Consider the following 20,873-nt stretch of genomic DNA (forward strand, 5'->3'; position numbering starts at 1 on the left):
CCGCCCCCGCGCGCCGGTCGGAGGTCCGGCCGCGGTGGGACGGCCCTGCCGGAAACGGCGGTGATCCGGACGAAAGCGGCGGTGGCGGCCGACGGAAACGGCGGTGGCGGATCACGGAAACGGCGGTGGCGGCCCTCCGAGGAGGACCGCCACCGCCGTTCCGTTTTCCGCCGGGCCGAGCCGGGTCGAGCCGGGTCGAGCCCGGTCGAGCCCGGTCCGGGCTACTGCCCGGCCGTGACGCCCTGCTGGCCGCCACCGCCGGTGCTGCTCGGCGTCGGCTTGCCGCCGCCCCCGCCCGGCCTGCCGCCGCCACCCGGCGTCGAGCTGTCCGTCGGTCCCGGCTGCGTCGGGCAGTTGATCAACGGCAGACAGGTGTTGCCCGGGTGCGGGTTCTTGGTGTTCGACGGGGTGGGCTGGTCACCGGGGCAGTCCACACCGGGCACGCAGGTCTGGGTGGGCTGCGGCTGCACCGGCGGCTGCGGCGCCTGCGACTGGGGCTGCGCCGGGGCCGTCGGGGTGTCGGTCATGGTCGGGGTGGCCGTCGCGGTGGCCGTGGACGGCGCACCGGAGGAGTCCACCTCGGTGCCGACCGGCTGCGGGGTCGGGAAGTCCATCTTCTTCTCGTTGGCCAGCGCGGCCCTCATGTACCGGGTGAAGACGTCGGTCGGGATGTCACCACCGTGGATGGACTCCTTGCCGCCGGTGCCGTTCAGCGACTGCCGCTCGTGCTTGGACGGGTCCTCGCGCCACATCGCGACGCTGGTCACCAGCTGCGGGGTGTAGCCGACCCACCAGGCCGACTTGTTCTGGTCGGTGGTACCGGTCTTGCCGGCCACCGGACGGCCCAGGTCCTTCGTCTTCTTGCCGGTACCGTTCACGGCCACGTTCACCAGCACGTCGGTGACGTTGTCGGCGACGGCCGGCTCCAGGGCGACCTTGGGCTCCTTCTTGCCGAAGCCCGGGCGCTCCACGCCGCTCACCTCGACCTTGGTGACCGAGTACGGCTCGGCCTCCTTGCCGCTGGCCGCCAGGGTGCCGTAGGCGGTGGCCATCCGGATCGGGCTGATGGTGGAGGTGCCGAGCGGGAAGGTCGCCGTCTTCGGGTCGGCGAGGCTCTCCTTCTTGACGCCCATCTGCACCGCGATGTCGGCCACGTTCTGCCCGCCGACGTCCTGGTTGAGCTGGACGAAGGGCACGTTGTACGAGAACTGCATCGACTGCCGCAGCGAGACGTAGCCGCGCTTGCCGGAGTCCTCGTTCTTCTGCCGGTACGGCTTGCCGTCGTCGCCGATCACCAGCGAGCCGTCCGGCTTGCGGATCTCGGACATGTCGTCGGCCAGGTAGCGGCTGTCGGCGTTGATCCGCTTCGGCTTGCCCTTGTCGTCCTTCGCGGTCTGCACGCCGACCTGCATCGCGGTGGCCAGCACGAAGGGCTTGAAGGTCGAGCCGACCTGGACGCCGGTGGCGTCGGCGTTGTTGTCGAAGTGGCCGTTCTCCACGCCGTCGCCGCCGTAGAGGGCGACGATCGCGCCGTCGCCGGGGCGGATGCTGGCGGAGCCGAACTGGATGTTGGTGTCGTTGTCCGGCCGCTTCTGCGGGTTGAGGTTCTCCGACTTGACGTCGTCGACGGCCTTCTTCAGGGCGTCGACCTTGTCCTTCTCGAAGGTGGTGTAGATCTTCAGGCCGCCCCGGTCGATCATCTGCTGGGTGATCGTCTTGTCGGTGGCCATCACGTACTTGTTGGCGGTGTCGACCAGGTAGCTGATCTCACCGTTCATGTTGGAGCTGGGCTTCTGCGGGACCGGGTCCGGGAACACGTTGCACTTGGCGCGCTCGTCCGGGGTGATGGCCTTGGTGTCCACCATCTGGTCCAGGATCCAGTTCCACCGGCCCTGCGCCCGTTCCTTGTTGGCCGGGTTGGTGGGGTCGTAGTACGTCGCGCCCTTGAGCAGACCGGCCAGCATGGCGCTCTGGCAGACGTTCAGGTCCTTGGCGTCCACCCCGTAGTACGCCTGGGCGGCGGCCTGGGCACCGTTCGCACCGCGGCCGAACCAGCTGGTGTTCAGGTAGCCGGTGAGGATCTCGCCCTTCTCCTTGTCCTGGTTGATCTTCAGCGTGATGAAGAACTCCTTCACCTTGCGGCTGAGGGTCTGTTCCTGGCTCAGGTAGGCGTTCTTCACGTACTGCTGGGTGATCGTCGAGGCGCCCTGGGTCTCACCCCCCTTGGCCATGTTGTAGACCGCGCGGAGCATGCCCTTGGGGTCGATGCCGCTGTCGGTCTTGAACGTCTTGTTCTCCGCGGCGATGACGGCGTTCTGGAGGTTCGGGCTGATGTCCTTGAGCTCGACGATCTGACGGTTGGTCTGGCCCTTGCGGGTCATCTCCGTGCTGTCGGCCCAGTAGTAGATCGTGTTCTGGTCCTTCACCAGGTCGTTCAGCTCCGGGACCTTGGTGGTCTGGTACAGGTAGAACACCAGGCCCACGAAGCAGCCGAAGACCAGCAGGAAGCCGCTCAGCCACTGCTTCCAGGACGGCAGCCAGCGCCGGACGCCGGTCTTGCCGAACCGCGGGTAGTCGATGAACCGCTTCTTGCCCGGGCCGGCCGCCGCCGCAGCGGCCGCGGCGTCACCGCGCCGACCGCCCCCCTTGCCCTTCTTCTGGGCGGCCTTGCGCATCTCCGCACGGGTCATCCGGGGCTGCTGTGCGGTCTCCCTGACACCCGGGGGACGGCGTCGGCCGACGCCGTCCGAGCGCAGCTCATCGGGCCCCGGCCCACCGCCCCGACGGCCGCCGCCTCCCGGGGGCTGCTGCCCGTCACCGCCCGGGTCGGGCGTCCTTCGCCGTCGTTCGCTCATCTTCCAGCCACTCCTCGCCAGGCGTTTCCAGCCTGAAGGCAGGGTTCACGTCCGATGCCCGCCAACCGCCCTGATCCCGGAGGTGGTCCTCGTGCACACGCGACAGCGTACGCAGCACGGAAATACAACTAATCGGACATCAGTTGCCAATGCCCGCAAAACGGCAACAGATCATTACACGCCCGTTGCCAAGCTCACCCGCGCGTCGGCTTGTGATCACATTCACGCGTGCCCCCCTTGCCCCTTCCGAGGGCCGGGTTTACTGTTCTCGATATATCGAGCCGATACATCGAAGCGGAATACCGCCGGATGCAGCGGCCGGCCGGACACCGAGAGGGAGGAGGACGACAGCCATGGGCAGACGCTCAGGAGTGCTGGAGTTCGCCGTCCTCGGGCTGCTCCACGACGCCCCGATGCACGGTTACGAGCTGCGCAAGCGGCTGAACATCCTGCTCGGCACGTTCCGGGCGCTCTCCTACGGAACGCTCTACCCCTGCCTGAAGAGCCTGGTCGCCCAGGGCTTCCTGGTCGAGGACAACCCCGACGTCGAGTACGTCCCGGCCACCGCGCTCAACGGCAAGCGGTCCAAGATCGTCTACCGGCTCTCCGCCGAGGGGAAGCAGCGCTTCGAGGAGCTGCTCGCCGACTCCGGCCCGGACGCCTGGGAGGACGAGCACTTCGGCGTGCACTTCGCCTTCTTCGGCCAGACCGACCGGGCCGTGCGGATGCGCGTCCTGGAGGGGCGCCGCAGCCGGCTGGAGGAGCGGCTGGAGAAGATGCGCAACTCGCTGGCCCGCGCCCGCGAGCGGTTCGACGACTACACCGTCGAACTCCAGCGGCACGGACTGGAGTCCGTGGAGCGCGAGGTCCGCTGGCTCAACGAGCTGATCGAGACCGAGCGGTCCAACCGCACCGGCCGATCCGGCCCCGACACCGGCGGCGACACCGCCGGCCCCCCCAAGACTTCGGACGGCCGTGGCCAGGAGACCGGGTCCCAGGACCCCTCCGGGCCACCGTACGACCGCCCGGGGCGCTCCGCCCAGGAGCGCTGACACCGCGCCAGCCCTGTGCCGCGCGGCAGGATCGGGCGCCTCGCGCCCGTACATGCAGTCATCGAAAGAAGCAGGACGAGTTCCGCCGACCCCGGCGGTCCTCATGAGATCACAGGGAGCAACCGGAATGGGTTCGGTTCGCGTAGCCATCGTCGGCGTGGGCAACTGCGCCGCGTCGCTGGTGCAGGGTGTCGAGTACTACAAGGACGCCGACCCGGCCGGCAAGGTCCCCGGGCTGATGCACGTCCAGTTCGGTGACTACCACGTCCGTGACGTGGAGTTCGTCGCCGCCTTCGACGTCGACGCCAAGAAGGTCGGCTTCGACCTGGCCGACGCCATCGGCAACAGCGAGAACAACACCATCAAGATCTGCGACGTGCCGCCGACCGGCGTGACCGTCCAGCGCGGCCACACCCTCGACGGCCTGGGCAAGTACTACCTGGAGACCATCGAGGAGTCCGACGAGGCGCCGGTCGACGTCGTCCAGGTCCTCAAGGACCAGCAGGTCGACGTCCTGGTCTGCTACCTGCCCGTCGGTTCCGAGGACGCGGCCAAGTTCTACGCCCAGTGCGCCATCGACGCCAAGGTCGCCTTCGTGAACGCCCTGCCGGTGTTCATCGCGGGCACCAAGGAGTGGGCGGACAAGTTCACCGAGGCCGGCGTGCCGATCGTCGGTGACGACATCAAGTCCCAGGTCGGCGCGACCATCACGCACCGTGTGATGGCCAAGCTGTTCGAGGACCGCGGTGTCATCCTCGAGCGCACCATGCAGCTGAACGTCGGCGGCAACATGGACTTCAAGAACATGCTCGAGCGCGAGCGCCTGGAGTCCAAGAAGATCTCCAAGACCCAGGCCGTCACCTCGCAGATCCGCGACCGCGAGCTGGGCGCCAAGAACGTCCACATCGGCCCCTCGGACTACGTGGCCTGGCTGGACGACCGCAAGTGGGCCTACGTCCGCCTGGAGGGCAAGGCCTTCGGCGACGTCCCGCTGAACCTGGAGTACAAGCTGGAGGTCTGGGACTCCCCGAACTCCGCCGGTGTCATCATCGACGCCGTGCGCGCCGCGAAGATCGCCAAGGACCGCGGCATCGGTGGCCCGATCCTGTCGGCCTCCTCGTACTTCATGAAGTCCCCGCCGGTGCAGTACTTCGACGACGAGGCCCGCGAGAACGTCGAGAAGTTCATCCGCGGCGAGGTCGAGCGCTGAGCGCAGCGAGGTTCGCGACTGTCGAGTACCGAGCGCTGAGCGCAGCGAGGTTCGCGACTGTCGAGTACCGGGCGCTGAGCGCCTGACCGCCCGGGGCTCGCACGGCCGGTAGGAAGGGCCCACGGTCTACGGATCGTGGGCCCTTCACTTTCTCGCGGCCAATGTTTCACGTGAAACGGTGCCCGGTTCCATGGCACTCTGGGCGGGTGGCGATCACCGATAACGGCAGCACCCACCAGTCCGCGCACCGCGCCACGCTCCTGGACCTGCTGAAGGGCCGCGACTTCCGGCGGCTGCTGACCGCCCGGGTGCTCTCCCAGCTCTCGGACGGCGTCTTCCAGGTCTCGCTCGCCGCGTACGTGGTGTTCTCCCCCGAGAAGCAGTCCTCCCCCGCCGACATCGCCTCGGTGCTGGCCGTGATGCTGCTGCCGTTCTCGGTGATCGGCCCGTTCGCCGGCGTGCTGCTGGACCGCTGGCGCCGCCGCCAGGTGCTCTACTTCGGCAACCTGGCCCGCTTCGTGCTGGGCCTGGGCACCGGCGCGCTGCTGCTGGCGCAGGCGCCGACCTGGCTGTTCTTCGCCTCGGCCCTGCTGGTCACCGCGCTCAACCGGTTCATCCTGGCCGGGCTGTCCGCCGCCCTGCCCCGGGTGGTGGAGCAGGACCAGCTGGTCACCGCCAACGCCCTCTCCCCCACCCTCGGGACGGTCGCCGCCGCCTCGGGCGGGGGCATCGGCTTCGCGCTGCACCAGCTGATGGCTCCCGGCCCGGCGGCCGACGCCGCCCTGGTCACGGTGGCCGCGCTGCTCTACCTGTCGGCCGCGCTGGCCGCCCGGCGGATGGACCGCGACCTGCTCGGCCCGGAGCAGCACGAGGACCGCCCGGGGATCGGCCAGGCGCTGGTCCGGGCCGCCGTCGAACTCGGCGCCGCGGTGCGCCACCTGGTGCGGGACTGCCGGCCCGCCGTGCACGCGCTGGCCGCCGTCACCGCCGCCCGGTTCTGCTACGGCGTGCTGATCGTGGTGGTGGTGATGCTCGCCCGGTACACCTTCAACGACCCGACCGACAGCGCGGCCGGGCTGGTCACCCTCGGCCAGGCGGTGGGCCTGTCCGCCGCCGGGTTCTTCGTCGCCGCGCTGGTCAGCCCCTGGTGCACCCGCCGGCTGGGCCTGGCCGGGTGGATGACGGCCTGTCTGGTCGCCCCGGTGGTCTTCGTCCCCGCCCTGGGCCTGAGCTTCACGCTGGTGCCCTGCCTGCTCGCCGCCCTGCTGCTCGGGGTGGTCACCCAGGGCACCAAGATCTGTGCCGACACGGTGGTGCAGGAGTCGGTCGAGGACGAGTACCGCGGCCGGGTCTTCGCCATCTACGACGTGCTGTTCAACGTCGCCTTCGTGGCCGCCGCCCTGGTCACGGCGCTGGTGCTGCCGCTGTCCGGCCGCTCGGTCGCGGTGGTTCTGGGGGTCGCCGGGGTATACGCACTGACGGCGGTCCTCTACCTGCGTGCCGCCCGCCGGAGCCCGCTCCCCCGGTGACCAGGCCTCCTGGGCCGCCTCCGGGGCTCGCGGCCGAAGGCGTCCGACGGACTCGCTAAGGTACTCGGACCTGTCGGATCGACAGAACTCTGTCTCGGGGGACGAACTGATGAGCACACCGCCGAATCCGTACGGCCAGGCCCCGGTAGGGCCGCCCGTCGCGCCGCCGTACGGGGCCCCCGTGCCCCCGCCGGCCGCGCCCTACGGACCGCCGCCGGCCTACGGGCAGCCCGCGCCGCCGGCCCCGCCCGGCTACGGCCCGCCGCCCGGGTACGGCCAGCAGCCCCCCTACGGACAGCAGCCGTACGGTCAGCAGCCGCCCGGCCAACAGCCGTACGGACAGCAGCCCTACGGACAGCAACCGTACGGACAGCCGGCCCCCGGGCCGTACGGGCAGCAGCCGCCCGCCGGCCCCTACGGCCCGCCCCAGCCCGCCCCGGCGGCGCCGCCCGCGCCGGCCGCCAAGCGCGGCATCCGCTCCAAGCTGCGGATCGTCGGAGTGGTCGGCGGCTGCCTGGCGCTGGCCGTGGGCTACTTCGTGGCCGGGCCGAGCGTCAGCAGCGCCAAGCCGGGCGACTGCGTGAAGGCGAGCGGATCCCGCGACGTCGAGATCGTCAAGTGCACTGACAGCAAGGCGAATTACCGCGTGCTCGCGAAGTTCGAGGGCACCACGGACATGACCCGCTGCAAGCAGACGCCGCAGACCACGAGCGTGGTCTCGGGCAAGAGCGGCCGCCGCTGGAACAAGAAGCGGTACGTGCTCTGCCTCGGCCCGCTGGCGCCCGCCACCACCGGCATCCCGCCGGTGAAGAAGTCCTGAACTCTTCCGCCTGACCTTCCCGGGGGACCTCCTTGTCCGCTCCGCCTCCGCCCCAGATGCCGTACGGCCCGCCACCGGGCGACGGCAACCCGTACGCCTCCGGCGGCTCCTACGGCGCACCGCCCCCACCGCCGCCGCCCGGCTACGGCCACCCGAGCACCCCGCCGCCGCCCGGGTACGGCTACCCGAGCACCCCGCCGGCACCCGGCTACGGCTACCCGAGCGCCCCGCCGCCCGAGCACCCGTACGGCGCCCAGCCCCCGGCGGGCGGCTACGGCTACGGGTACCCGCCGGCGCCGACGGACGGGACCACCTGCCGGTTCTGCGGCGGCTACCCGGCGGTGGACGCCACCGTCCGCGGCCACCAGGGCCTGATCATCGCCTACCGGATGCTGCGGATGACCGGCCCGTTCTGCCGCACCTGCGGAACGGCGACGGTGCGCGACATGTCGGCCCGGACGCTGGTCCAGGGCTGGTGGAGCCTGGTGTCCTGGCTGCTGACCCCGATCACGCTGCTGCTGAACCTCGGCCCGCACAACAAGTTCAAGCAGCTGCCGCCGCCCGTCCCGGGCAGCCACGGCCCCCAGCTGAACCCGGGCGTCCCGCTGACCAGCCGGCCGCACCTCGCGATGCTGCTGGTGCCGGTCTCGCTGGCGGTCACCGTGACCCTGGCCGCGACCGGGGTGCTCGGCCCGAAGAAGGACGACCCGGTCGCCGACCCGACGCCGAGCCCGACCCGGTACACCATCGCGCCGCTGCCCAGCCCCACCTTCACCCTGCCGCCCTACACCCCGCCGCCCGTTCCCACCCCGACCTTCACCCTGCCGTCCTACACCCCGCCGGCCGACCCGGCCGACGCCGCCAAGGCCGGGGACTGCCTGCGCAACGACGGGAGCGACACCGACCCGAAGATGGCGGTGGTGCCCTGCACGGACGCCAAGGCCCAGTACAAGGTGATCTACAAGTACACCGGCACGTCCGACAAGGAGTCCTGCAGCAAGCAGCCGAAGACGACCAGCACGTACTGGGTCAAGCACCCCCTGCTCCCGTCCCTGGACTACGTCCTGTGCCTGCGGGCGGTCGGCTGAGGCGCCGTACGGAGGAGAAAAAGGGGGGTGGCCCGGTCTCGGGCCACCCCCCTTCGCCTTGCTCAGCCCTGCTGCTCAGCCCTGCTGCTCGGCCCACCAGGCCCGCAGTGCCCCGACCGCCTCGTCGTGCTCCATCGGGCCGTGCTCCAGCCGGAGTTCGAGCATGTGCTTGTACGCCTTGCCGACCTGCGGGCCGGGCTTGAGGCCGAGCAGCTCCATGATCTGGTTGCCGTCCAGCGCCGGGCGGATGGAGTCCAGCTCCTCCTGCGCCTTCAGCTCACCGATCCTGGTCTCCAGACCGTCGTAGGTGCGGGAGAGCGCGGCCGCCTTCTTCTTGTTGCGGGTGGTGCAGTCCGAGCGGGTCAGCTTGTGCAGGCGCTCCAGCAGCGGCCCGGCGTCGGTGACGTAGCGGCGCACCGCCGAGTCGGTCCACTCGCCGCCGCCGTAGCCGTGGAAGCGCAGGTGCAGCTCGACCAGCTGCGAGACGTCCTCGGTGAGCTCCTTGGAGTACTTGAGCTCCCGCATCCGCTTGCGGGTCATCTTGGCGCCGACCACCTCGTGGTGGTGGAAGGAGACCCGGCCGTCCGACTCGAAGCGGCGGGTGCGCGGCTTGCCGATGTCGTGCAACAGCGCGGCGAGCCGCAGGGTGAGGTCCGGGCCGTCCTGCTCCAGGTCGATGGCCTGCTCCAGGACGGTCAGCGAGTGCTCGTAGACGTCCTTGTGCCGGTGGTGCTCGTCCCGCTCCAGCCGCAGCGCGGGCAGCTCGGGCAGCACGTACCCGGCCAGGCCGGTGTCGACCAGCAGCCGCAGGCCCTTCACCGGGTGCTTGGCCAGCAGCAGCTTGTTCAGCTCGGCCTGGATCCGCTCGGCGGAGACGATGGTGAGCCGCTCGGCCATCGCGGTCATCGCGGCGACCACCTCGGGCGCCGGGTCGAAGTCCAGCTGGGCGGCGAAGCGGGCGGCCCGCATCATCCGCAGCGGGTCGTCGGAGAAGGACTCCTCGGGGGTGGCGGGGGTGCGCAGCACCCGGGCCTCCAGGTCCTCCAGGCCCTGGTGCGGGTCGACGAAGCCGCGGCCGGGCAGGTCGACGGCCATCGCGTTGACCGTGAAGTCCCGGCGGACCAGGTCCTCCTCGATGGTGTCGCCGTAGCTGACCTCGGGCTTGCGCGAGGTGCGGTCGTACGCCTCGGAGCGGTAGGTGGTGATCTCGATCAGGAAGGAGCCCTCGGGGGTGTCCTTGCGGGCGCCGACCGTGCCGAAGGCGATGCCGACGTCCCAGACCGCGTCCGCCCAGCCCTTGACCAGCTTGAGCACCTGCTGCGGGCGGGCGTCGGTGGTGAAGTCCAGGTCGTTGCCGAGCCGGCCGAGCAGCGCGTCCCGGACGGACCCGCCGACCAGCGCCAGCCGGTGACCGGCCGCCTCGAACCGGCGGGCGATCTCGTCGGCGACCGGCGACACCCGCAGCAGCTCTTGGAGGCCGAGGGTCTGGGCCTCGCTCAGGCCTGGTACGACCTGGACGGCGGTGCTGGAACGGTCGGTGTGCGCGGTGGGCTCATTGGCAGTGGACACGGCTCACAAGGGTACGTGCCCCGACGGGTCAACCGCCCGCGCGTTCTGGGCGTCTCACCCCACAGCCCGCAACACTGCACCGCAGCCAGCATCGTTACCATGCCGGTGGACGAGTCTCGGACACCGGACAGGGGATGCGGTGTCGCGCGCGCCGCCGCCACCCGCGGGATCCCCGCGGCAGCGGTGCGGCGACGGAGGCGGGCGAAGAGTTCCACGAGTCAAGCGAAGAGCGTCGGGCGGACCGCCGGACGGACAGCATCAGCAGCGAACGATCGAGAACGGCGAGGGCGAAGCGAGTGAGTGAGCCGGCACGGCACTCGGGCCTGGGGGCGCACCGACAGCCTGGACGGGCCGAGCGCCCCGCCGAGGGGCGTCACCCGGCCCGCCGGGCGCGCCGTGCGGGTGCGCGCCTGGCCGCCGCCTGCGCGGCAGCCCTGACCTTCTTCACGGCCACTCCGGCCGGTGCGCTGCCCGCGGGCGGCAACGTCCGGCCGGCCGGGGACTCCTCCGCCACGGCCGAGTACCCGGTGGTGATGACCATCGACACGCTGAGCCCGCAGGTGGCCACCCCGGGCGGCATCGTGACGATCACCGGACGCGTCACCAACGCCGGCGCCTCGGCGGTCAAGGGCGCCCACGCGGCCGTCCGCAAGCCGAACTACGGCAAGCCGCTGGACCGGCGCAGCGACCTGGCCAACGTGGCCGCCCGCTCCACGCCGGACGGCAAGGACGGCGTGGAGCTGGACAGCCCGCAGTACGCCCTGCCGGAGCTGAACCCGGGGCAGAGCCAGCCGTACACCCTGAGCGTCGCCGTGAGCGATCTCGGACTCTCCGCGAGCGGCGCGTACGAGCTCGCGGTGGACGCCTGGGGCGGGACCGCCGACAACCCGCGCGACCGCGCCCTGGGCATCGCCCGGACCTTCCTGCCGTACAACCCGGGCGGCGCCGAGGCCCAGCCGACGAAGGTCGCCACGATCTGGCCGCTGGTGCACGCGCCGGTGCTGGCCGCCCAGACCACCACCGACAGCAACGACCAGCCCGTCTCGGTGCTGCGCGACGACAGCCTGGCCGCCGAGTTCGCCCCGGGCGGCCGGCTGTACGAGCTGGTCGACACCGGCGCCAAGCTGAACGGGCTGACCTGGGTGATCGACCCGGACCTGCTGGACGCCGCGCTCGCGATGACCAAGCCCTACCGGGTGCAGAAGCCGGGCACCGAGGAGTCGGGCAAGTCGGCCAAGGACGAGAACACCGTCCAGGTCCCCGCCTCGGCCGCGGCCGTCGCCTGGCTGGACAAGCTGCGGGCCGCCGTCGCCAAGCCGGGCTCCCAGGTGGTCTCGCTGCCGTACGCCGACCCGGACCTCGCCTCGATCGCCCACAACGGCTCCGACCTGACCGGGATGACCACCGCGCTGAACAAGGCGGCCACCGCCGGCCGGCTGACCGTCGAGGGACGGCTCGCGGTGGACACCCGCTCGGACGTCGCCTGGCCGTACCAGGGCTACCTCGACCAGCAGATCGCCTCCCTCGCCCAGCAGTCGGGCAGCGGGCTGGTGCTGGTCAACGGCGCGAGCATGCCGGAGGCGGACGCGCTCAACTACACCCCGACCGCGGTCCGCCCGATCGGCGGCGGGCAGAGCGCCGTGGTGGCGGACGAGACCGTCTCCGCGCTGTTCGACCGGGACCTCAGCAGCCCGCAGGTGCAGACCGACACCACCCAGCGCTTCCTCGCCGAGACCTTCGCGATCACCCACGAGCAGCCGCAGAACCAGCGCGGACTGCTGGTCCTGCCCCCGCGCGAGCTGAGCGTGGGCGGAGCCAAGGCCCTGGCCAGTGCCCTGCAGACGGCGGACGGCAAGTGGATCTCCTCGGTCAAGCTGGACGCGGTGGCCCAGGCCCCGGCCGACCCGAAGGCCAACACCGCCGTCCCCGCGCCCACCGACTACCCCACCCAGGCCCGCGCCTCGGAGCTGCCGGCGGCCGACCTGAGCCGTACCGACGACATCCAGCACGACCTGGACACCCTGATGCGGGTGCTCACCCTGCCGCAGCGGGTGCGCGGCCCGTTCAGCGCCGCGATGGTCCGCTCGCTGTCCACCGAGTGGCGCGGCCAGCCGCCGGCCGGGAGCACCTACCGCACCGGCGTCACGAAGTACCTGAAGGAGCTGACCGGCGCCGTCCAGGTGCCGAAGAAGAACGTCGTCACCCTGGCCGGCGACACCGGCCTGCTCCAGGTCAGCGTCCGCAACGACCTGACCCAGACGGTCACCAACCTGAAGCTGGTGCTCACCTCGGCCCAGCCGAACAGGCTGCGGGTGAGCAAGGAGGAGGAGCTGGTCCTCCCGCCCTCGCAGAGCGTGACCCTGCGGTTCAACGCCGAGGCGCACAACAACGGGTCGGTCGCGATGACCGCCCAGCTGTGGACCACCGGCCCCGACTCCCGGCCGTACGGCGAGCCGCAGCAGTTCAGGGTCGAGGTCACCTCGGTGACCAACGGGGTGCTGTACATCTTCGCGGGCGCCGGCGTCCTGCTGCTGCTGGCGGCGCTGCGCTTCGTGCGCCAGCGCAAGCGGCGCGGCGGGCAGCCGCACGAGGACGGCGACCAGCCGGTCGGGGACGCCCCGGCGGCGGGCGGCACCGGCGGTGCGCAGGACCCGGCCGAGGACACCGCGCAGGACACCGCGCAGGACCCGGCCGAGGACGCCGCCCCGGCCCCGGCCGCGGATCCCGACGGGGCCCCGGCACCGGACGGGGCGGGCGGGACGGACGGCACCCCGGGTGACGGTCCCGCGCAGACACCGCGCGGCAGCAGCCCGGATGGCCGGGATCGGGCCGCCAGTGATGAGAAGGTTGGTCCTTGATACCGCCGATCCCCCGCACCGCCGGGCCGGCCTCCCCCCACGACAGCGAAGAGGTGACATGACCGGGCGCAGCGAGGAGCGGCCGCCGGGCCGCGGTGAGAGCCGGCCGGGCGCCGAGTCGCCGTCCGGCGACTGGTACGTGGCCGACACCTACGCCCAGGACCCGTACGCGGCGGACGCGTACGGGCACCCGCAGGACGGCCAGGACCCGTACGGTCTGCGGGCCGGTCGGCCCGCCGCCGCCCAGCCGCCGGCCGCCGCGTACGACGTGCCGCCGCAGCTGCCGCCGCAGGTCGGCGGCTACCCGACGCCGGTGCCGCCGACCCCGTACCAGGCCACCGAGCAGTTCTCGGCCCCGGTGCCGCCGGTGCAGCCCGGCTGGGACGCCCCGTCGCAGGCCGCCTGGCCGCAGGAGCCCGCCCCGGCGCAGGCCGCGGGCGGTCACTGGGGCGGCGTCGAGCAGCCCCGGCAGCAGTGGGAGCCGGGCCCGGCGCACTCCGCCTGGGACACCGAGACCACCGAGTACGTCGGGGTGGACGCCCTGTTCGGCGGCCGCCCGGCGCAGGCCGCGGCCCAGCCGCCGGTCCCGCAGCCCTCCCCGGCCCCGCAGCCGGTCCAGCCGACCGCCCCGCCGGCCGGCCCCGCGCCGTACCCGCCGATGGGCGGCTACCCGGGGCAGCCGCAGCACGGCGGCGCTCCGGGCGGTCAGCACCACTTCGTGCCGCCGATCGAGTTCGACCCGCCGCTCTCCGAGGAGGAGGCCACCATGCAGGTGGCCGCCGTCGCGGTGCCCCCGGCGGTCGAACCGCTGGCCGACGTCCGCGCCGAGGAGCAGGCGGCCCAGCAGACCGCCCGGCAGGCGCCCGCCGCCGCGCCCGACAAGGCGCCCGGTGGCGGCAAGGTCGCCGGCCTGCTGAACTCCAGCGCGATCATGGCGGCCGGCACGCTGGTCTCCCGCGGCACCGGCTTCGTCCGGACCATGGTGATCACCGCGGCCATCGGCGTCGGCGTGATGGGTGACTCGTACAACGCGGCGAACACCCTGCCGACCCTGCTGTACATCCTGATCGGCGGCGGCGCGCTGAACGCGGTCTTCGTGCCGCAGCTGGTGCGCAGCATGAAGAACGACGAGGACGGCGGCACCGCGTACGCCAGCCGGCTGCTCACCCTGGTGATGGTCGGGCTCGGCGGCGTGGTCTTCCTGGCCGTGCTCGGGGCGCCCGTGCTGGTGCAGCTGATCGCCCACCCGATGATGGCCACCCCGGAGCTCGCCGACACCACGGTGGCGATGGCCCGCTACTGCCTGCCGACCATCTTCTTCATGGGCATCCACGTGGTGATGGGGCAGATCCTCAACGCCCGCGGCCGCTTCGGCGCGATGATGTGGACCCCGGTCCTGAACAACATCGTGGTGATCTTCACCTTCTCCGCCTACATCTGGGTCTACGGCGGATTCGGCACCACCCACGTCACCCCGGAGGGCATCTCCCCGGAGGGCGTGCGGCTGCTGGGCCTCGGCACCCTGATCGGTCTGGGCGTCCAGTCGCTGGCGATGATCCCGTACCTGCGGGCCGCCGAGTTCCGCTTCCGGCCCCGCTTCGACTGGCGCGGCCACGGCCTGGGCAAGGCCGCCCGGCTGGCCAAGTGGACGTTCTTCTTCGTGCTCGCCAACCAGGCCGGCTACCTGGTGATCACCCAGCTGTCCACCAAGGCGGGCGCCGCCGCGGCGGCGGCCGGCCACAACGGCGTCGGCCTGGCCGCGTTCTCCAACGCGCTGCTGATCTGGCAGCTCCCGCAGGCCGTGATCACCGTGTCGATCATGAGCGCGGTGCTTCCCCGGCTCTCCCGGGCGGCGGCCGACGAGGACGCCGGCGCCGTGCGCGACGACATCTCCTACGGTCTGCGGACCACCGCGGTGGCGGTCGTCCCGGCGGCCTTCCTGTTCCTGTCGCTCGGCCCGGTGATCGGCCGGTCGATCTACGCGGTCGGCGGCAACGACACCGTCCTGAACGACGCCACCAACGTCGGTCTGATGCTCTCCGCCTTCGCCCTGGGCCTGATCCCGTACTCCGCCCAGTACGTGATGCTGCGCGGCTTCTACGCCTACGAGGACACCCGCACCCCGTTCTCCAACACCGTCTGGGTGGCGGCCTGCCAGGCCGGCTTCGCCCTGCTGTGCTGGCTGGTGCTGCCCGCCGAGTGGACGGTGGTCGGCCTCGCCTTCGGCTACGGCCTCGCCTACGCCGTCGGGGTGATGGTCGCGCTGCCGAAGTTGAAGAAGCGGATCGGCGGACTGGACACCAAGCGGATCGGCCGGACGTACAGCCGACTGGCCGCCGCCGGCGTCCCGGCCGCCCTGGTCGGCCTCGGCGCGAGCCTGGGGGTGCAGCAGGTGCTCGGCGGCTGGCCGGGCAGCGTGGCGTCCCTGGTCGTGGCCGGCGGCCTCCAGCTGGCGGTCTTCGTGCTCATCGCGAAGCGCCTGCGGATCGAGGAGCTGAACGCCATGCTGGGCATGGTCCGCGGCCGGCTGGGCCGCTGACCGTCCGACCACGGTCCCAGAACGGTCTGATCACCGTCCGATCACCGGCCGGACGAGCGGGCGCCCTGACCGGGCGTCAACCGGAGCGAGAGGCTCCTCCGCTCGTCCGGCCGAGTGCTTGGGCACCGGTTGGTTCGGGTCCGCCCGACCGCCGGATGGCGACCAGGTGTCGGATCTGCACCACATCTCTCCACCCCCGTGCAACCGAGCGGACGTCTCAGCGGTCGTACCCGGTGGAGAAGAGTGGGCACAATTGTCCTGGAGCACAGGGCCGCCGACCCTCGGGCTCCAGCGACTCTCTCAGGCCGGGGCGACACAAGGGGAGGCAGGACCACGGTGGCTGATGGCACCAAGGCGGTCGTCGACACGTCAGCAGCTGACGCGGCGACGGACGAGGCCGCGCTGGCCGCGGCGATCGACGGGCTCGCGGGCTCGGAGGACGCCGGCGAGAGCACCTCCGCGGACACCCGCGAGGGCGCCACCACCGCTGCCGCCGCCCCCGGGCGCACCGACGCGGACGAGGACAGGGACGAGAACAAGGACGCGGACACGGACACGGACCCGGACGACGCACCGGCCGCCGAGTCGGGCTCCGCCGTCAGCGAGGAGACCTCGGAGATCACCGCCCCGCTCTCCGTGCAGGAGCTCCGCGCCGAACTGGCCGCCGGCTCCCCCCGGAAGAAGCCCGCCGACGAACCCGCCCGGCCCGCGCGCCGCCCCACCGACCCGCAGCCCACCGTCGACCCGCGCGACACCGCCACCCTCCCGCGCACCCTGCCCGCCCCGCAGCGCCGCAGCGGCGACATGATCGGCCACCGGTACCGGCTGGAGGAGTGCATCTCCCAGACCGAGACCTTCAGCAGCTGGCGCGCCGTCGACGAGAAGCTGCGCCGGGCCGTCGGCGTCCACCTGATGGCCTCCGGCCACCAGCGGGCCCGCAAGGTGGTGGCGGCCGCCAAGTCCGCCGCCCTGCTCGGCGACCCGCGCTTCGTCCAGGTGCTGGACGCCGTCCACGAGGGCGAGCTGGTCTACGTCGTCCGGGAGTGGCTGCCGCACTCCTCCGACCTGGCCAAGCTGCTCGCGAACGGCCCGATGGAGCCGCACGAGGCGTACCAGATGGTCCGCCAGGTCGCCGACGCCGTCGCGGCCGCCCACCGGCGCGGCCAGGCCCACCTGCGGCTCACCCCGCGCTGCGTGCTGCGCACCGACAGCGGCCAGTACCGGATCAACGGCATCGCGGTGGACGCCGCCCTGCGCGGGCTGCCCGCCGAGGGCGCCGAGGACGCCCAGCGGGCGGACACCCGCGCGATCGGCGCACTGCTGTTCGCCGCGCTCACCCACCGCTGGCCGTACCCGGAGGACCGCTACGACCTCCAGGGCCTGCCCAAGGGCCTCCAGAACGCCGCACCGGACCAGGTCCGCGCCGGGGTCCACAAGGGCCTGTCCGAGCTCGCCGCGCGGGCCCTGTTCGACCAGCCGCCGCACCACGCCCAGCCGATCACCACCCCGGAGGAGCTGGTCCGGGCGATCGCGCAGATGCCCCGGATCCGCCAGCCCGAGCCGGAGCTGCCCGCCTTCCCGGCCCCGCCCCGGCACAACACCCACGCGCTGCCCACCGCGCCCAACCCGACCCGGGTCGCCGACACCACCGTCGCCCCGCTGCCGGCCTCCTCCCGCCCGACGTCCTCCCGGCGCGCCAGGCGGCGGCTGCGCCGGGTGGTCAAGGCCACGGCCTGGACGGTCGCGCTGGGGGCGATCGGCGTCGCCTCCTGGCAGTTCGTCGACAGCCTGCGCCACACCGGGTCGGCCACCGCCTCCCCGGTCCCCTCGGCCAGCAGCACCGCGCCGAGCCCGCAGGCCAGCACCCACAACCCGGTGCAGCTCACCGTCAAGGAAGCGCTGTCGTACAACCCGCTGGGCGAGGGCCTCGAAGGCAAGGACAGCCTGGCCAACGCCATCGACGGCAAGACCGAGACCCAGTGGACCACCCAGTGGTACGAGGACCAGTTCTCCCCCAGCCTCTACAAGGCGGGCACCGGTCTGCTCCTCGACCTCGGCTCGCCGCAGCCCGTCAGCTCGGTGAACGTCCAGTTCGCCGGGGGCGGCCACGCGGCGGAGCTCCGGGTGCCGAACGCCTCGGCCGCGGCCAATCCGACCCACGCCCCCCTCACCGACTACACCGTGGTCGGCAAGAAGAGCGGCAACGCGGCGGACTTCACCCTGGACAACCCGGTCACCACCCGCTACGTCTTGATCTGGCTGACCGGTCTGACGAAGGATCCCGACGGCAAGTACCGCGGCCACGTCGCCGAGGTGAAGGTCTCCGGCTGATCCGACGGCCGCGGTGGCGCGGGACGGACCGGCGGCCGGGAGGGAGGGGTGACAGTGACGGACGGCGCGGACCGGACGGACGACGACGCGGCGCTGCTCGCCCGGCACGTCGCCGGCGACCCGGCGGCCTTCGGCCTGCTGGTGGACCGCCACCGCGACCGGCTCTGGGCGGTCGCCCTGCGCACCCTGGGCGACCGCGAGGAGGCCGCCGACGCCCTCCAGGACGCCCTGGTCTCCGCCTTCCGCGCCGCCGCCGGCTTCCAGGGCCGCTCGGCGGTCACCACCTGGCTGCACCGGATCGTGGTCAACGCCTGCCTGGACCGCGCCCGGCGCGGCGCCACCCGCCGCACCACCCCGCTCGACGACGACCCCCAGCGGCTGGACACCCTGGTCGGCGCCGCCGAGCCGGCCGACTTCCCGGTGGTCCGGGCCGAGCTGCACCGCGAGCTGACCGCGGCGCTCGCCGAGCTGCCCGCCGAGCAGCGGGCCGCGCTGGTGCTGGTCGACATGCAGGGCTACCCGGTGGCCGAGGCGGCCGAACTGCTGGGCGTTCCGGTGGGCACGGTGAAGAGCCGCTGCGCGCGCGGCCGGGCCCGGCTCCTCCCCCTGGTCCGGCACCTGCGCGAGCCGGATGTTTCACGTGAAACACCGCCCGCCCGCGGCTCGGCCCCGCCGCGCCGCGGCACCCCGGGGAACCCGAAGCTCCCCGGCACCGTCACAGGGACGGGCCCGAGCACCGGCCGGACGGTTCTGGAAGGAGACGCGAGCACCCGATGAACGCCCACCCCTCCTTCCCCGACCCCGCCGACGACCACCCCCCGGTCGAGCGGCTGGCCGACCTCGCCGAGGGCCTGATCGACTCCCCGGACACCGTCGGGGCGCTGCGCCGGCACCTGGACGGCTGCCCGGAGTGCCGGGAGACCGTCGACGCCCTCGCCGAGGTCCAGGCGCTGCTCGGCGACGTCGAAACCCCGCCGATGCCGGCCGACGTCGCCGCCCGGCTGGACGCGGCGCTGGCCGCGGCCGCCGCCGAAGCGGCCGAAGCGGCCGAAGCCGCCGGGAGCGACCGCGAGGCCTTCGAGCGGCCCCAGGAGGACGACGCAGCGGACCGCCGGGCCCAGACCCCGGCCCGGTCCGCGCGTGCCGCTACAGCACCCGCCACGCCCTCCTCCGCCGCTCCCTCCCGGCCCGCGGGCGCCGTCGGCGACCGACCCGCCGGCCGGTCCGGCACGGCCACCGGGCCCGGCCGCGCCCGACCCCGCCGGCGCCGGTTCGCCCTGCTGCTCGGCACGGCCGCCGCCCTGGCCGCCCTCGGGCTCGGCGGGGCGCTGCTGCTGCACCCCGACGACGGGTCGGGCTCCGTGGCGGCCACCGCGGGCATCGCCCCGAGCGCCACCGCCGACGGCCACGGTGCCCGTGCCCCGCACACGGCGGGCGCCGGCACCGACTACCGCGAGGACGAACTCGCCGCCCAGGTCCAGCAGCTGCTGGCCCGCTCGGAGAACGTCCCGGGGCTGCGCCCCACCGAGCCCGCCAAGTCCGAGGGCGCCCCGCCCGCCGACGGCGCCCGCCCGGAGCCCGACTCGCCCTCCCCCACCGGCTCGGGCTGCCCGGCTCCCGCCTCAGGCACCCCGCTGGCCACCGACCGGGGCAGCTACCGCGGCGCCCCGGTCGACGTCCTGGTCTACCCGCTCCCCGGCCGCCCCGGTCTCGTCGACGTCTACCTGCGCTCCCCCGACTGCGGCCCGGTCGTCCTGCACCAGGCCGTTCCCAGCCGCTGACCGGCGGTTCCCATGCGATCCACGCCGACGGCGGCACGCCGCTTCCGTACTCCGGGCGCCTGGTACTGATCCGCCTGGGAATGCGAGACACTGGTCAGTCGTTGTCCCGGGCGGCGGAGCAGGACCGCCCTCCCCGCAGCAAACGCGGGTCGCGATGCGAACCAGGAGAAGCAGTGAGCGACGTCCGTAACGTGATCATCATCGGTTCCGGCCCGGCCGGGTACACGGCTGCGCTCTACACGGCCCGTGCCTCCCTCAAGCCGCTGGTCTTCGAGGGGGCCGTCACCGCCGGTGGTGCGCTCATGAACACCACCGAGGTCGAGAACTTCCCGGGCTTCCGGGACGGCGTCATGGGCCCCGAGCTGATGGACAACATGCGCGCCCAGGCCGAGAAGTTCGGTGCCGAGCTGGTCCCCGACGACATCGTCGCGGTCGACCTCACCGGTGACGTCAAGACCGTCACCGACTCCGAGGGCAACGTGCACAAGGCGCGCGCCGTGATCGTCACCACCGGCTCCCAGCACCGCAAGCTCGACCTGCCGAACGAGGACAAGCTCTCCGGCCGTGGCGTCTCCTGGTGCGCCACCTGCGACGGCTTCTTCTTCCGCGACCAGGACATCGCGGTGGTCGGCGGCGGTGACACCGCCCTGGAGGAGGCGACCTTCCTCTCCCGCTTCGCCAAGAGCGTCACGATCATCCACCGCCGGGACACCCTGCGCGCCTCCAAGGCGATGCAGGAGCGCGCCTTCGCCGACCCGAAGATCCGCTTCGAGTGGGACAGCGCGGTCGAGGCCATCCACGGCGACCCGAAGCTGAGCGGCGTCACCCTGCGCGACACCACCACCGGCGAGACCCGCGAGCTGGCCGTCACCGGCCTGTTCATCGCGATCGGCCACGACCCCCGCACCGAGCTCTTCAAGGGCCAGCTGGACCTGGACGCCGAGGGCTACCTCAAGGTCGACGCCCCCTCGACCCGGACCAACATCCCCGGTGTGTTCGGCGCCGGCGACGTCGTGGACCACACCTACCGCCAGGCCATCACCGCCGCGGGCACCGGCTGCTCCTCCGCCCTGGACGCCGAGCGCTACCTGGCCGCGCTGGACGACCTGGAGGCCAAGGCCGCCGCCGTCGCGGTCTGAGCCCCTCTCCGCCCCGCGGGGGTGTTCCACGTGACACACCCCCGCCCCGGCCGGGCAGAAACAGAACGGGCCCACCCGTTGTTCTCCTGGCAGCAGCCCCCT

13 protein-coding genes are annotated in these 20,873 nt (G+C 72.7%); 11 read left to right on the forward strand and 2 right to left on the reverse strand.

All coding sequences use genetic code 11. The annotated features are described in order from the left end of the window. Window positions 1–221 precede the first annotated feature (221 nt). Window positions 222–2,690 (reverse strand): transglycosylase domain-containing protein, encoded by a 2,469-nt coding sequence (locus tag ACFWP2_RS20325; protein WP_380453199.1) that lies wholly within the window; start codon window positions 2,688–2,690, stop codon window positions 222–224. A 518-nt stretch (window positions 2,691–3,208) separates the two neighbouring features. Here ACFWP2_RS20325 and ACFWP2_RS20330 point away from each other — a divergent pair. The 5 genes from ACFWP2_RS20330 (at window position 3,209) to ACFWP2_RS20350 (ending at window position 8,554) form a co-directional block, all read left to right on the forward strand. Then, complete coding sequence (locus ACFWP2_RS20330; protein WP_380453201.1) at window positions 3,209–3,907, forward strand: PadR family transcriptional regulator; 699 nt, start codon at window positions 3,209–3,211, stop codon at window positions 3,905–3,907. A gap of 127 nt (window positions 3,908–4,034) precedes the next feature. Then, window positions 4,035–5,117 carry an inositol-3-phosphate synthase gene (locus tag ACFWP2_RS20335; RefSeq protein ID WP_380453203.1) on the forward strand — a complete coding sequence of 361 codons (1,083 nt, stop codon included), beginning with the start codon at window positions 4,035–4,037 and terminating at the stop codon, window positions 5,115–5,117. A 206-nt stretch (window positions 5,118–5,323) separates the two neighbouring features. After that, on the forward strand, window positions 5,324–6,646 hold the full coding sequence (locus ACFWP2_RS20340; protein ID WP_380453206.1) for an MFS transporter: 1,323 nt from the start codon (window positions 5,324–5,326) through the stop codon (window positions 6,644–6,646). Window positions 6,647–6,755: 109 nt separating this feature from the next. Continuing rightward, window positions 6,756–7,466, forward strand: a complete 711-nt coding sequence (locus tag ACFWP2_RS20345; RefSeq protein ID WP_380453208.1) for a hypothetical protein — start codon at window positions 6,756–6,758, stop codon at window positions 7,464–7,466. Between the two features lie 32 nt (window positions 7,467–7,498). After that, the gene (locus tag ACFWP2_RS20350; protein WP_380453210.1) at window positions 7,499–8,554 is read left to right on the forward strand and encodes a hypothetical protein; all 1,056 of its coding nucleotides are present in this window, start codon (window positions 7,499–7,501) and stop codon (window positions 8,552–8,554) included. A 75-nt stretch (window positions 8,555–8,629) separates the two neighbouring features. Here ACFWP2_RS20350 and ACFWP2_RS20355 read toward each other — a convergent pair whose 3' ends face one another. Further along, complete coding sequence (locus ACFWP2_RS20355) at window positions 8,630–10,054, reverse strand: CCA tRNA nucleotidyltransferase (protein ID WP_380453309.1); 1,425 nt, start codon at window positions 10,052–10,054, stop codon at window positions 8,630–8,632. Between the two features lie 365 nt (window positions 10,055–10,419). Between ACFWP2_RS20355 and ACFWP2_RS20360 the strand changes: the two genes are divergently transcribed. The 6 genes from ACFWP2_RS20360 (at window position 10,420) to trxB (ending at window position 20,771) form a co-directional block, all read left to right on the forward strand. After that, window positions 10,420–12,981 carry a DUF6049 family protein gene (locus tag ACFWP2_RS20360; RefSeq protein WP_380453212.1) on the forward strand — a complete coding sequence of 854 codons (2,562 nt, stop codon included), beginning with the start codon at window positions 10,420–10,422 and terminating at the stop codon, window positions 12,979–12,981. Between the two features lie 58 nt (window positions 12,982–13,039). Continuing rightward, on the forward strand, window positions 13,040–15,520 hold the full coding sequence (murJ, locus tag ACFWP2_RS20365; RefSeq protein ID WP_380453214.1) for a murein biosynthesis integral membrane protein MurJ: 2,481 nt from the start codon (window positions 13,040–13,042) through the stop codon (window positions 15,518–15,520). A 336-nt stretch (window positions 15,521–15,856) separates the two neighbouring features. Further along, complete coding sequence (locus ACFWP2_RS20370) at window positions 15,857–17,851, forward strand: serine/threonine protein kinase (protein WP_380453216.1); 1,995 nt, start codon at window positions 15,857–15,859, stop codon at window positions 17,849–17,851. Window positions 17,852–17,905: 54 nt separating this feature from the next. After that, window positions 17,906–18,628 carry an RNA polymerase sigma factor SigM gene (gene sigM / locus ACFWP2_RS20375; RefSeq protein WP_380453311.1) on the forward strand — a complete coding sequence of 241 codons (723 nt, stop codon included), beginning with the start codon at window positions 17,906–17,908 and terminating at the stop codon, window positions 18,626–18,628. Then, complete coding sequence (locus ACFWP2_RS20380; protein WP_380453218.1) at window positions 18,625–19,632, forward strand: hypothetical protein; 1,008 nt, start codon at window positions 18,625–18,627, stop codon at window positions 19,630–19,632. The genes sigM and ACFWP2_RS20380 overlap by 4 nt, the downstream gene beginning before the upstream one ends. Before the next feature lie 173 nt (window positions 19,633–19,805). Next, window positions 19,806–20,771, forward strand: coding sequence for a thioredoxin-disulfide reductase (gene trxB / locus ACFWP2_RS20385; protein ID WP_380453220.1), 966 nt, complete (start codon window positions 19,806–19,808; stop codon window positions 20,769–20,771). The last annotated feature ends 102 nt before the right edge of the window (window positions 20,772–20,873 follow it).

It is taken from the genome of Kitasatospora sp. NPDC058444, from assembly GCF_042721415.1.
In the GTDB taxonomy this organism is placed as follows: domain Bacteria; phylum Actinomycetota; class Actinomycetes; order Streptomycetales; family Streptomycetaceae; genus Kitasatospora.